Source organism: Vibrio sp. HS-50-1 (assembly GCF_024747315.1).
Lineage (GTDB): Bacteria > Pseudomonadota > Gammaproteobacteria > Enterobacterales > Vibrionaceae > Vibrio > Vibrio diabolicus.
In genome coordinates, this window is sequence record NZ_JAMPZF010000036.1 from 210,374 (window position 1) to 224,646 (window position 14,273).

Here is a 14,273-nt window from a genome sequence, read left to right on the forward strand (position 1 = left end):
TGCGAGGTGATGAAAATCAAGTTACACGGTAGCTATACGTTGCTGTCTTGCTGCAAACGAATGGCAATATTGCGTGTCTGGACGTAGCTATATATCGCTTCTTGTCCTTTTTCTCGCCCAAACCCGGACAAGCCCACGCCACCGAATGGTGTTTCGATACCACCAGCAAACCATTCATTGATGAACACTTGTCCACCACGCAGTTGCTGTGCCACACGCAATGTTTGGTTTAGGCTTTCACCAAAGACACCAGCAACCAGGCCAAAATCAGTGCCATTCGCGATATCGATCGCTTCGTGTTCAGTTTCAAACGGTGTAATCACCAGTACAGGGCCAAACACTTCTTCTTGAGCAATACGCATATCTGGTGAGGCTTCAATCACCGTTGGTGCCACAAAGTAACCCGATAAATCAGGTGCGTAGCCACCCGTTAGGATATTCGCGCCGTCGGCTTTTGCTTGTTCTATCATTTCAAGCACGCGTGCTTGTTGATCAGCAGATACCAACGGTGTGATGTCCGGCTGGCTTTCGCCTTGACCAATAGTTAGGCTTTTTGCCATTTCCACTACCGCCGCTTTTACTTCTTCATAACGCTCTTTTTGAATCAGCAAACGAGACATTGCCGAGCACACTTGACCAGCGTTAAAGAAAATACCGACCTGAACGCTTTTCAAAAGTGTTTCAAGGTTCGCATCTTTCAGTGCGATAGCAGCCGATTTACCACCCAGCTCCATCACCGATGGAGTAGCGCGTTGCGCTGAATCTTGCAGAATGCGTTGGCCGGTCGGTACAGAACCCGTAAAGACAATTTGATCGACCTCTTGATGCTGCACCAAATGACTGCCAACGACGGAGCCTTTGCCACATAGCAAGTTAATCGTGCCTTTTGGGAAGCCCGCTTTTTCAATCGCTTTAATCAACAACGTCATGGCAAGTGGAGAAATCTCTGGCGATTTGATCACCACTGCGTTACCGGCGGCTAATGCAGGTGCCAATGAGCGTGCACAAATAGAGACAGGGAAGTTCCACGGCACAATCTGCACTGACACGCCAAACGGCACATATTGAGTGAAGTCGACATAGTCTTTACCCAACGGAATTGACGTGCCTTCCAGCTTGTCGGCCATGCCAGCGTAGTATTCGAAGTAACGTGCCGACTCTAAAAACTCATCTTTGGCATCTTGCAAAGATTTCCCATTTTCACGACAGGCAACTAACCCACCTTCATCAACCATTTCACGAATAGCTGCGGCGGCTTTTAACATCCACTCGGTTCTGACGGCGGGACGAACGTCCGAAAGAAGGCCTTGATTGACCACTCGGCGTGCCGCTGCCATTGCGCGATCGACATCGGTGATAGTGGCTTCTGCAATCGTCGCATACGCTTCGGCTGTGCCAGGATTCATGACGGTCAGCGCTTGCTCTGAATCGCACCACTCACCATCAATATAATTAAGGTAATGCATCATCTTACTGCTCCAGTGCCGCTTTCACTTGCTTTGCCAACCAGGTTTGGAAGAAATGCGTCGGAACATCCATTTCTGGTGAGAACACGCCACCACTAAAGCCAGGTGAGTAACGACCTTCCTGCATACCTTCGACCGCTCCAATATCTTCGCCGAACACGACTCGCCACGACTCAACGGTAGCGGTACGACACGCAGCAAACTCATCTTTCGTTGCTTCATCACCCACATAGAAAACACGTAGGTGCTCAACACTCTTATTCGCAGTGATTGGTTCAATCATCATTGCAAAGGCATGATCGGCTTGAATACCAAGCAACACGTTTGGAAAGAGTGCAACGTATTCTGCATGACGCAGTTTATCTTCTGGCCAGCTTGGAAATTTAGGTAAGTGTGTTCCTGCTGTATCTGAAAGGTTGTACGCGAGACTACCTTGACCAGCAAAGCGCTCTGCAAACATGATGTTGTAGTGATCCTCTAGGCGAGAATAACTGTTCAAACTCGGATGCACCCAAGGTAAGTGGTAAGCCTCGCAGTAGTTTTCTACGGCAAGCTTCCAGTTACTTTTCACTTCGATCTCTAAGTTGCCACCCATGTTCACGCGGCGAAGAAGCCCTAACCCATCTTCACCTAAGAATTGCTGCCAACGTTGCTCTAGCGGCGCGATATGATCTTCAAAGCTTTCAGCATTGCCCGATAAGTTAACGAATACCATGTCCATCCAAACGGCTGAACGAAGTGGCTTAAGGCCGTGTTTTTCACACTTAAATCGATCATCTTTGTGTTTTGCGATACCACCGATGTGTGGTGTGCCTTTTAGATTGCCGTCAAGATCGTACGTCCATGAATGGTAAGGACAGCGAATCATGCCTTGAACTTCGCCTGCCTCATGAACCAGCTTCATACCTCGGTGGCTACATACGTTGTGGAAGACTTGGACTTCACCTTGACGATTTCTCATCATGAGTAGTGGAAGATTCATGAAATCAAGTGGCATCACATAGCCATTTTTAAGCAGGTCTGATGCAAAACCAATGCATACCCAAGTGTTACCAAACACCTGATCACGCTCAAAGGTAAAATACTCTTCGCTGGTGTAGGCCTGATTCGGCATTCCTGTTGCTTCACTGATTGGGTTCAGTACATTATCAACAAGTTCAACAGGAATAATGGTTTGGTTGACATTGCTCATATTCTTATCTCCGAGAGTCGAGTTGCATCCAGTGCGTACAACATCGTGTTGTGTTAGTGGAGATGATTTTGATTAACAACCCAGCAACAAACAAACGACTTTTTCGCCGGGTTTGGATGAGTTTTTGTCATTCATGCATTGATCTCAAACAACAAAATAACCTTTTAATTAACAATGTTCTTCTTGTCATGATTAATACTCATTAACCGATGAGTATTAATCAGTTGAAACACAAAAGCCCTCTCTCTACTCTCTTTCAAAAATTAACAATAACGCAACAAACAATAACGCTAAAACAAAAGCACTGTGAGGGATGCCTATGAGAGCAACATCTGGGATATTGAAAGGACTCAATCCGACTGTGACTATCGCATCAAAGATCGTCGTTATCGGTTTTGTACTTTTCTGCGCCATTCTCGCTAACCAAGCGGGCCAATACTTCGAAACGATTTCCGGCATTTTGCTGCAGAATATGAAGTGGTTTTACATCGGACTTGTTTCACTCGTTGTCGGTTTTCTTCTTTACCTTATGGTTAGTCGATATGGACATATTCGTTTGAGTAAAGATGACGAAAAACCAGAGTTTAGTTATTTGTCTTGGGTATCCATGCTTTTTTCCGGAGGTATGGGGATAGGCTTAATTTTCTGGTCGGTCGCCGAACCGATGTGGCACTACGCTGACAACCCATTTACTCAAGGCCTGACCAATGAAGCCGCAACAACATCAATGAAGCTGACATTCTTTCACTGGGGTCTACACCCTTGGTCTGTCTTTATTATTGTTGCACTCGCATTAGCCTACTTTTCCTACCGTAAAGATCTGCCTTTTACCCTACGCTCTATCTTGTACCCTTTGATTGGCGATCGTATTTATGGGCCTATCGGGCACACGGTTGATATCCTAACAGTCGCGGTGACTGCTTTCGGTATCTCTCAAACCTTGGGGATGGGAGTTATCCAAATAAACTCTGGTTTGAATCAAGCCTTTGGTCTAGACATTAGTTTGGGGATTCAACTCTTTATTATCGTATCCCTTTGTACTTGTGCGGTTGCATCGGTGCTATCTGGTGTAGGGAAAGGTATTCGCCGTTTATCAGAATGGAACATGCTGCTTTCACTCGCACTCGTGCTGGTCGTACTTTACATTGGCCCAACTCGCTATATCTTAAATACGCTACTTGAAAGCACGGGGCTTTATGCACAAAACATTGTCGGTATGAGCTTATGGAGCGATACACAGAATGACTCTGGCTGGCAAAACTGGTGGACGGCTTATTACTGGCCTTGGTGGATGACTTGGGCACCTTTCGTTGGCATGTTTGTAGCTCGTATCTCTAAAGGGCGCACAATACGTGAGCTTATCGGCGGTGCTCTCATCGTACCCACGCTGATCACGTTTTTATGGATTTCAGTATTTGGTGGTGCAGCGTTAAAGGTAGAGCAAGACGCTCGTGTTGCTCATCAAGAGCAAGTCACTGCGGCACAAGAAGCCAAACAAACACCACCTGCAGATTTTTCTGGCGGCCCGATTCTTGAAGCGACCAAAGCCGATACGACACGCGCTTTGTTTACGCTATTCGACAATCTAGATACAGGTATGTTTGGTAAACTACTTAGCGTGCTTGCGTGTCTATTACTCGGTACTTATTTCATTACCTCCGCTGACTCGGGTACCTTGGTTCTATGTACCCTCGATGCCGCTGGACACAGTGAGCCTCCTACGTCTATACGCGTATTGTGGGGAATCATGATCGCTGCCATTGCGGGAGTGCTTCTATACGCCGGAGGGTTAAAAGCCATGCAAACGGCCTCCATTATTGCCGGTTTCCCTATCGCCATTTTTATCGCGGTGATGAGCTTAACGCTGTTCCATAGTATTCGACGCGAACCTAAGCCATGGGCAATGCTGCCTGAGCATGTTCACCCAGAGCAAGAGAAACTTGATGGTCCTGTTGAACCGCTTGTTGAAAGCAAAACAGTGGTTTCCGAGCCTATCGCTTCAACATCCTCACTAAAAGATGATTCGACACTTAATCAGGGACCAGTACTCACTTAGTGCGTCGTTTCATCAATCAATTAAAAAAGCGGGAACTGATATTCCCGCTTTTTTAACATTACCAAACTCTGTTCTTTTCTCTGCTTATTGATTTAAGCTAAGCCTCGATCACCTACTTCATCTGGCAACTGATGCAAAAGCCACTCTCTAAAACGTTTGACGCTGGCAGGGATTAAACCTCTATTTTTAGGTTCAAGCATAGAAAAATTGGAAGGTGTTGAAAGAACATGCTCGACTGGCCTAACCAAAGCGCCGCTTTGTAAATAGTCGTCCACTAATGAGCCCCAGGCTAACGCGATGCCCTGACCATTAATTGCCGCTTGTAACAGCATTGGATAGTTATTGATGTTCATGCGATTACGAGGCGCAATATTTGGCAACCCCACACTCGCAAACCACTGCTCCCAATTCACCCAATCTCTTTGAGACTCTTCCAGATAGAGTAACGTTTTATTGAAGATTTCTTCTGGCTCACTAGGCTGGCCGATTTTCTCTAAATAAAGCGAGCTACACACAGGGAATACTTCTTCTGAAAATAGCGTTGTCACATCCATTTCCGCAGGTGGAGTGCGACAATAAAACAAGGCGATATCGCAATCTAATCGGCGTAAGTCCAACACATTATCTGAGGCCAAAATCCTTATATCGATGTCATCATGTTCATTTTGAAATTGAGCGACCTTAGGCAACAACCACAAAGCGGCCATTGCGTTTGTCGTCGCAACCGTGATCTTTTGTTCGCCCTGCCACTTCTTCACTTCACCCGTGATTTGAGCAATATCGAGCAAAGATTGGCTGACGGCTTGATAATATTGAAGACCTGTAGGCGTTAAGTTAATGCTTCGATTGGCTCTCGTGAACATAGCCTTGCCTAAGTATTCTTCTAATTGTCTAATTTGGCGACTGATAGCACCTTGGGTCACGTTTAACTCGTCAGCGGCTAACGTAAAACTCAAGTGCCGCGCCGACGCTTCAAACGCAACGAGGCTATTTAAAGGTGGGAGGGGTTTGATTTTCATGTATCTTCCAGTAAGGCAGTATTGTAATTATTTTTATTCCCGGCAATCTTATGTTGCACGTGGATAATGCCATTCTGGACAACACCTCAAAAACGACAATTTATAAATGATAAAAAATAGAGATGAATCATAAATTGTTGTGAGAGAGACTGCCGTATACAGTTTCGTGGCTACAACGAGCACAAAAAAGAGGAGCATTTACTCCTCTTGTACCCATTCTTTTGCTCACTTTCTCCGAGTTAGCCCATTTACCCTATTGCCAGTTTAGTGCTCGCGTAACGCGCTTTTTTCTTTCTTGGACTGGCTAAGAAGTACGCCAAAGTAAGAGGCCCTAATCGTCCCATAAACATCATGAAGATGATCACTAACTCACCCGGTTCGGACAAACTGCCCGTTAAGCCTCGCGACAAACCAACCGTACCCAGTGCCGAGACCGCTTCGAACATAATGTCTAACATAGACGCTTTCTCTGTCAGTAACAGCGTGAATATGGCAAACCAAGTCACCCCCACCGAGATCAGAGTCAGCGCCAATGCCTTGCTGATGGTCTCTTTGGGAATCTCGCGTTGAAAGGCATAGGTTGCTTCATCGCGACGCAAATAGCTGTAAGTTGCCAAGACTAACACCATAAATGTCACAACTTTAATACCACTTGCCGTGCTCAGTGATCCACCGCCGATAAACATCAACACCAGAATGATCGCCGTTGTGGCATCTTCCAACTGATCGATAGCTAAAGTGTTGAAGCCTGCCGTTCTTGGCGTCACCGCTTGAAACCACGATGCCCACCATTTCCCTGCTTCGCTCAACGGGGCAAGCGTGTTGGGGTTGTCATATTCAATCAGGTAAATGGCGATAAGTGCCACCACGTTAATGATCATCGTGCCTAAGATCATCATTCGACTGTAAACGGTGAGTCGGTGCCAACGGCGATTGCGTTTTAAGTCAATCCAAACCGAGAAGCCTAAACCACCAATAATGAACAAACTGGTAATGGTGAAGTTAACGACCGGGTCGTCCACGTAAGGCATTAAGCTATCGGCACTCAACGCAAAACCTGCATTGTTAAACGCACTGATGGTGTAGAAGAAACCATGGAACAAACTGGTTTCCCAGCCCAGCTCTTTACTCCAATAAACGCTCAAAATAGTGAAACCAATAAGTTCAACGAGCAGAGCGAACATCAATACAGATTTAGCAGTGGCAATGAGTGTCGATGAGTCAGTTTGGTTGAATGCCTCTCTCGCGACGGCTCGCTCCAAAAAGCCAATTTTTCCACCCAGAGCCAGCAAGGTCACGATGGCAAACGTCATTAAACCTAGGCCACCACATTGAATCAGGAAGGCAATAACCACTTGCCCAAAAGGCGTAAACGCCGTGCCCGTGTCTACCACAACTAATCCCGTCACCGTAATGGCCGATGTCGCAGTAAACAGACTTTGAATCCAAGTGATAGGCTCTGTGGTGGCAATCGGCAGTTTGAGTAAAACTGTGCCGAGCATGATCAAGCACGCAAAACTGAGACTAAGTATCAATGGCGGTGCGCCCAACAATTTTTTACCCGCTTTGGGTTTTCGCTCGATTGGGATAATAGAAGGATGCCACAAAACCATGTTACACCAACCTTGGAGCGACGTATTTCAGCTCAGCGCGACTACCGCAAAGCAACAGCGTGTCGAACTCATTAAGCACAAACTCATCATTGATATTGGTGTATACGGCTTCTTCGCGCTTCACCAATATCGGCTGAATGTTGTAACTGCCTCGGCTGATCAACTTAGAAAGCGGCGTATGGTGCAGATTGGATTTAACGTGGATTTCCACCACATACAAACCATGCCCCATTTCCAAATAGTTGTTCACCATCGGATAGTTGAGTGCCTGCGCGACTCTTACGCCCATCTCCTCTTCCGGATGAATAATGCGTTGTACACCAAGCTTAGACACGATGGTGTGGTGCGCTTTGGTGCTCGCTTTGACCCAAATGGATTTCACACCCAGATTTTTCAGCGCCAGCGTACACAACAAACTGGCTTGCATGTCTTCGCCAATCGCCACCAACACCACATCACTGTTCGCTAGCGCTAATTCTCTGAGTGCACCTTCGTCTGTCGCGTCACATATGACCGCTTGCGTTAACTCTTCGACGTATTTTTCGACGATTTTCGGGTCGCTATCCATCCCCGTTACCGTGTGTCCAAGATGAATAAGTTCTAAGCTGGCGGCAACACCAAATCGCCCTAAACCAATTACTGTAAAGTGAGCCATATCAATCCCTAACTGTGTTTTATGTATAGAAAATGCTAATGCGTTAAGGGCTAGACTGATTTTCCGTCACGAAAAATAGGCAACACGAATCCTGTTCGAGTGCCGACAACCAGCACTAAACCTTGGCATTAACGTTGATTAAATTTGGAATTTAGTGGTGCTTGGACGTCTCAAGCACTAAACGGTAGCCCAGCCCCGGCTCGGTTTTTAATAGCCGCTGTTCGTCAGCACTATCGTTCAGTTTTTTGCGTAGTTGACTCACTAACACGCGTAAGTAGTGAGTATCTTCGACATGACTTTTTCCCCAAATCACCGCTAGCAAATGAGTTTGCTCAATGAGTTTTCCCGGCTTGATAATCAACTGTTCAATGAAGGAAAACTCTTTCTTGGTGAGTGGAATTTCCCTCTGATCCAACCAAAATTGGTGAGTACTTTTGATGATTTTGACTCGGCCAGCCACCAGCTCATCAGCGACGGTTTGCTCATCCACCAAATCTCGAACCAGCACTTTGATGCGCGCGATGAGCTCTTTTACGCCAAAAGGCTTACTCAAGTAATCATTCGCTCCCGCTTCTAAAAGGCGGATTTTTTCCTCTTCTTGATCGCGAGCTGTCAGCACTAGCACTGGCGTTTTATAGGTTTGACGAAGCGTAGTGAGAAACTCCGTCCCATCGCCGTCGGGCAAGCCTAAATCTAGCAGAATGACGTGCGGCGAATGCGCTTCGAAACACGCTTTGGCTTCTGCAATGGTACTCGCGCCAATGTAATCAAACCCTTCAGCAGACAGCGAAATTCGAATAAAGGTATGAATGCGAGGCTCATCGTCCACGACTAACACTTTGTAACTCACGCCTGCTCTGCTCCTTGATTGAGTGGAAGTCGAATGCGGACCAGCGTCCCTTCTGATACTGGCATAGATTGAATCTCTCCTTGGTGCGCGGTGATGATGCCTTTGGCAACCGCGAGTCCCATTCCGGTGCCTGAATCGGCCGATTTGTTGTTCTCGCCGGAATAGAAAAGGCTGAATATTTTTTCCGCATCTTCAGCTTTGATGCCAATCCCCATGTCCCGAACATCAATCACGCACGACAAACCCTGCTTAGAAAGAGAAACCTCAACAGATTCATTCTCTGGTGAAAATCGCATGGCATTATCCAACACATTAAAAATCGCTTGTTCGATAAGCGAACGACTTACTGATAAATAACCAACGGCATCATCCATATTCATGGACACTTTCTCGGTGTAATTCGGCAAACGAGAAACCGCATCCCGCACAATATTCGCAATAGGCTCATCTTTTTTGGTAATTTTTAATGTGCCGTGTTGGAGCTTAGTCGCCTGTAAGAGGTTCTCTATATATTGATGCAAGCGGTGGCTTTCTGAAGTCGCACTGTCGAGCAATTCTTTGCGCTCTAAGTCATTGAGCTTGGGCATGTACTCGTTGAGTGTGGTCAGTGTTCCAATAATGGTTGCCAGCGGCGTGCGTAGGTCGTGGGACACCGATAGCAGGATGCTGTTTTGCAGCTTGGTTTGTTTTAACTCGCCCTGCTGGCGACGATAGAGATCCGCAAAGGTGCTGGTGATAAATGCCACCACCATAAACACGACTAGATTAAAAATGTCTTCCGGACGAAACATCTGCAAAGAGTAACGAGGCGTCGTGAAAAAGAAGTTGAAGCTCAGCGCTTCGATCACCGCCGCCGCATAAGCGAATCGCGAGTTGCATTGAAACGCCACCACCACGACTGCTAACTGCAAAATCAGCAGGACGGCAGCCGTAGAGTCAAACAGTTGGTCTAACAGCCATGAGGCCACAACCGCGCCAACAATCACGATGGCAGAAAAGAGAAATGTGTTATCTCGCCAATGAGCAAACATAAAGTACATCAACCAAAATTCGATGCAGAAACTTTAGCAAAAGCCCATTCGGAGTTCGCGTAAAAAAAGCGTAAAAAATTCAATAACGACAGACAGTTATAAACATAACCATCACTAAGTTGGTCTAACTCAATGAATAATCACAAGTAAACGTCACCCATTGACGCCTACTCACTCGGTATAAACGGCAGACATAAAAAAGAGGAGCATTTGCTCCTCTTTCGTGTAGCGTCATATTAGATGACTTGCAGTTGAGCATCACCTTGCTCAGACAAAAAGCCGCCGGTTTGATGCTTCCACAACTGAGCGTAAACGCCACCCAATTGGAGCAGCTCGTGGTGTGAGCCTTGCTCAATGATTTTGCCGTCATCCATCACAATCAAACGATCCATCGCGGCAATCGTTGATAAACGGTGAGCAATCGCAATCACTGTTTTTTCTTCCATCAGAACTTCAAGGTTTTCTTGAATTGCCGACTCCACTTCTGAATCAAGTGCAGACGTTGCTTCGTCCATGATCAAAATTGGTGCGTTTTTCAGCAGCACGCGAGCAATCGCCACGCGTTGACGCTGACCGCCAGACAACTTCACGCCGCGTTCACCCACTTCAACGTCATAACCAACGTTACCTTGCTCGTCTCGTAGAGATTGAATGAAATCATGAGCATGTGCTTTTTCAGCAGCTGCGATAACGGCATCCATTGAAGCATCTGGATCACCGTAAAGAATGTTTTCCTTAATTGAACGATGCAGCAAAGAGGTGTCTTGCGTGATCATACCGATGTGTTGGCGCAGCGACTCTTGTTCGACTTGAGAAATGTCCTGTCCATCAATACAAATTTTACCGGTATTCACATCGTAAAAACGCAGCAACAGGTTAACCAACGTGGATTTACCTGCCCCAGAGCGACCGACAATACCGACTTTTTCGCCTGGTTTGATGGTCAGGTTCAAGTTTTCAAATACCGCCTTTTCGTCACTGTAGTTAAAACCTACGTTGTCGAAACAGATCTCACCTTGCGAGATTTGCAGAGGCTTGGCATTTGGTATGTCTTTCACTTCAACGTCGTTTGAAATCGTATTAATACCGTCCACTACCGTACCGATGTTTTCAAACAATGCGCTAACTTCCCACATGATCCACTTCGACATTCCTTGTACGCGCAACGCAATACTAATGGCAATCGCAATAGCACCAATTGTTACAGCGTGATCTAGCCATAAATAAACCGAAATGGCACTGATAGACATCAGCAGTAAATAGTTGATGGCATCAACACTAAACAGCAAACAAGTCACCATGCGCATTTGGCGGTAAACCGTCACCAAAAATTGCTTCATGCTGCTTTCTGCGTATTCCAACTCTCGCTGTGAATGAGCGAATAGTTTTACGGTAGAAATGTTGGTGTAAGAATCGACAATGCGTCCAGTCATTACAGAGCGAGCATCCGCTTGCTCTGTCGCTACTTGTTTCATTTTAGGGATAAAGTAGAACTGGATAACCGCGTACATTCCTATCCAAATCACAATAGGCAACATCAGCAAACCATCGGCCTCGCCCATCATCCAAAGCATCGAAAGAAAATAAACGCTGATATAAACCAGTACATCCACCAGCTTCATGACCGTTTCTCGTACCGCTAACGCACTTTGCATCACTTTGGTCGCAACTCGGCCTGCAAAGTCACGTTGGAAAAATCCAACCGCTTGTTTTAGCAAGTAACGGTGAATCAACCAACGGATAGACATCGGGTAGTTACCCAATAACGTTTGGTGCATCACCATTGAGTGGACAAAACCCAGAGCTGGCATCACAACCGCAACTAAGAACAGCATCATTAGCATGCGATCACCCTGATCTTGCCAGAATGTTGCGCGATCCTGATTAGAGAGAATATCGACGAGCTCACCCATATAACGCAACAGCGTCACCTCAGTAATGGCAATAAGCGCACTGAACACAGCCATGACAAGTAAAGGGGCTTCAAAGCCACGAGTGTAAAAGCGACAGAAGCCAAAAAGTGTCTTCGGTGGCTTTTCGGTTTCCATCTGGGGAAAGGGTTGGGTCAGTTTTTCAAACCAATTGAACATAACAACGACTTTAAGTACCGCGAATGAATTTGCGAACGTTTTACTATCTTTTGATACAAAAGTCAGTAAAATACCGAAACAAAAGTTCAAATGATAATAATTACAATTAAGCTTAGCGTTAATCATAATTGTCGGGAATATATTTATGACAAAGAATAACTTACTGACCATCGCGATCCGTAACGCGTTGGTCTGTGCTTTGGCACCAACAGCAGCAGTGGTTGCATTCACAGCACAAGCTCAAGAAGACGTTGTACAAGATGACATTATTGCAATGGAGACTATTACGGTCACCGCGCAAGCACTTAAAGTAGAAACCCCTGCGGCAGAAACACCGCGCAGCGTATCTATCATTTCTGAAGATGAACTTCGTGTTCGTGCACCGCAAAAATTGGACGAAGCATTACGCTACACATCTGGCGTAACCGCTCAGCCTTATGGTGCCGACAACGACACCGATTGGTTCAAAGTTCGTGGATTTGATGCTGCGACTTACCTAAACGGCAACCGCCTCTTCCGCGATGGTTACTACACATGGTTGGTCGAACCTTACGGCCTAGAAAGTGTGGAAGTGGTTAAAGGCCCATCAGCTATTCTGTTTGGTGAATCGGCACCAGGCGGCATCGTGAATGCGGTGCAGAAAAAACCAACGTTTACGCCTCAAGGCGAAGTAAAAGTCGAAGTGGGCAACAACCAACACCAGTCTGTGGGTTTTGACATTGCTGATGAAGCAAACGACGATGGCACAATCCGCTACCGTTTGGTTGGCCTGATGACAAGCCAAGATGGCGAACTGGACGGCACCAATAACGAGCGTTTTTATCTAGCGCCAAGCGTCGAGTTCGACATTTCTGACCGCACAATGCTGACCGTTTTGGCTACTTACCTTCGTGATGACGGTGTGCCAACCAACCCATTCTTCCCAGCAGCAGGAACTTTGATTGGTTCTAACTTTGGCAAAATCGATCCTTCGACTAACCTTGGTCAGCCAAACTACGATAAATACGAACGCACGCAGTTCTCTCTAGGTTACTTGCTAGAGCACGACATCAATGACACGTGGTCATTCTCGCAAAACCTCAACTACGGCTCCAATGAGTTGTACTTGCGCAGCTCTTACGCATTCTCAAACAACGATCCTGCAAAAGAAGAATTAGCGCAAGGCATCGTATTCCGTGACGGCAAAAACCAGAGCATCACATTCGACAATAACGCTGTCGGCAACTGGATGACAGACAACGCAGAGCACACGGTGCTTGTCGGTATGGATCTGCAATTCCACAAAACCGATGGCGACGAACAAGACAACTACGCATTTGGCACCATCAACCCGTGGAACCCAGTTTACGGCAACTTCACCCCGCTTGATCCTGCCAACAACGTGAAACGTGAGATTGAGAAATCTCAAGCAAGTATCTATTCGCAATACCAATTGAAACTGCATGAACAGTGGATTGGTAACATCGGTGCTCGTTACGACTGGGTGAAAACAGAAAACTCTGGCAAAGGCGCTACCGTTGACCAAAGTGAATCTCGTGATGATGGTCAGCTCTCTCTAAGCGCGGGTGTGATGTACCTTGCAAGTAATGGATTGTCACCTTATGCGAACTACTCTCAGTCGTTTGAAGTGATCAGCACTATTGATGCGGCAACCAATGAGCTATACAAACCGCTAGAAGGTGAACAAGTAGAGGTCGGTGTGAAGTATGAGCCAAGCTTTATGGATGGCTTTATCAACCTTGCATGGTTCGACATCACGCAAAAGAACGCGTTGGTGACCAACCCATCAACATGGATCGCGACACAAACGGGTGAAGTGACTTCTCAAGGTATTGAGCTTGAAAGCACGGCGCAGCTAACCGACGATCTAAAACTGATGGCAAGCTACACCTACACTAAAGCGAAAACAGATGAGAGCTTTGGCCAAGGTAAAAAACAAGCCGCGCTTATTCCTGAACACCAAGCTTCGGCATGGGTAGACTACAGCGCGTACAGCCTAATTCCAGGCCTAAACATCGGTACTGGTGTTCGTTATGTGGGCGAATCTAAAGATAACCCTAAGAGCTCGAACCTAACCGTTCCTTCAGTGACTCTTTGGGATGCGTCAGTCACTTACGACATCACTTCACAGTGGCAAGCACAGCTAAACGTGAACAACATTCTGGATAAAGAATTTGTATCAGGTTGCGATTACTGGTGTTACTACGGCCAGTCTCGCTCTGTCATGCTAAACGCAAACTACCGCTGGTAATTGAACTTCCTACTCCCCTCTCTTGAGGGGAGTTTTCTCCTGAGAGCCAT

General features: G+C 46.4%; 10 protein-coding genes. 2 read left to right on the forward strand and 8 right to left on the reverse strand.

Going from position 1 to position 14,273, the window contains the following annotated elements:
* Positions 1–32: 32 nt before the first annotated feature.
* Positions 33–1,469, reverse strand: a complete 1,437-nt coding sequence (locus NDJ01_RS16540; protein WP_258587001.1) for an aldehyde dehydrogenase family protein — start codon at positions 1,467–1,469, stop codon at positions 33–35.
* A gap of 1 nt (position 1,470) precedes the next feature.
* Positions 1,471–2,658, reverse strand: a complete 1,188-nt coding sequence (locus NDJ01_RS16545; RefSeq protein ID WP_005392447.1) for an aromatic ring-hydroxylating dioxygenase subunit alpha — start codon at positions 2,656–2,658, stop codon at positions 1,471–1,473.
* A gap of 319 nt (positions 2,659–2,977) precedes the next feature.
* On the opposite strand from NDJ01_RS16545, the gene NDJ01_RS16550 reads away from it, so the two are divergent.
* Positions 2,978–4,714, forward strand: coding sequence for a BCCT family transporter (locus NDJ01_RS16550; protein ID WP_258587002.1), 1,737 nt, complete (start codon positions 2,978–2,980; stop codon positions 4,712–4,714).
* A 92-nt stretch (positions 4,715–4,806) separates the two neighbouring features.
* Here NDJ01_RS16550 and NDJ01_RS16555 read toward each other — a convergent pair whose 3' ends face one another.
* The 6 genes from NDJ01_RS16555 to NDJ01_RS16580 all read right to left on the reverse strand — a co-directional run bounded on the left by NDJ01_RS16555 (position 4,807) and on the right by NDJ01_RS16580 (position 11,972).
* A complete protein-coding gene (locus NDJ01_RS16555; RefSeq protein WP_258587003.1) occupies positions 4,807–5,733 on the reverse strand; it encodes a LysR substrate-binding domain-containing protein in 927 nt (308 codons plus the stop codon).
* Positions 5,734–5,981: 248 nt separating this feature from the next.
* Positions 5,982–7,346, reverse strand: coding sequence for a TrkH family potassium uptake protein (locus NDJ01_RS16560; protein ID WP_139059209.1), 1,365 nt, complete (start codon positions 7,344–7,346; stop codon positions 5,982–5,984).
* Between the two features lies 1 nt (position 7,347).
* Positions 7,348–8,001 carry a TrkA family potassium uptake protein gene (locus NDJ01_RS16565; RefSeq protein WP_258587004.1) on the reverse strand — a complete coding sequence of 218 codons (654 nt, stop codon included), beginning with the start codon at positions 7,999–8,001 and terminating at the stop codon, positions 7,348–7,350.
* A 151-nt stretch (positions 8,002–8,152) separates the two neighbouring features.
* Complete coding sequence (locus tag NDJ01_RS16570; RefSeq protein WP_258587005.1) at positions 8,153–8,851, reverse strand: response regulator transcription factor; 699 nt, start codon at positions 8,849–8,851, stop codon at positions 8,153–8,155.
* On the reverse strand, positions 8,848–9,891 hold the full coding sequence (locus NDJ01_RS16575) for a DUF4118 domain-containing protein (protein WP_374043028.1): 1,044 nt from the start codon (positions 9,889–9,891) through the stop codon (positions 8,848–8,850). The genes NDJ01_RS16570 and NDJ01_RS16575 overlap by 4 nt, the downstream gene beginning before the upstream one ends.
* 227 nt (positions 9,892–10,118) lie before the next feature.
* Complete coding sequence (locus tag NDJ01_RS16580; RefSeq protein WP_258587006.1) at positions 10,119–11,972, reverse strand: ABC transporter ATP-binding protein; 1,854 nt, start codon at positions 11,970–11,972, stop codon at positions 10,119–10,121.
* A gap of 145 nt (positions 11,973–12,117) precedes the next feature.
* Between NDJ01_RS16580 and NDJ01_RS16585 the strand changes: the two genes are divergently transcribed.
* Positions 12,118–14,223 (forward strand): TonB-dependent siderophore receptor, encoded by a 2,106-nt coding sequence (locus NDJ01_RS16585; protein WP_258587007.1) that lies wholly within the window; start codon positions 12,118–12,120, stop codon positions 14,221–14,223.
* Positions 14,224–14,273 lie beyond the last annotated feature (50 nt).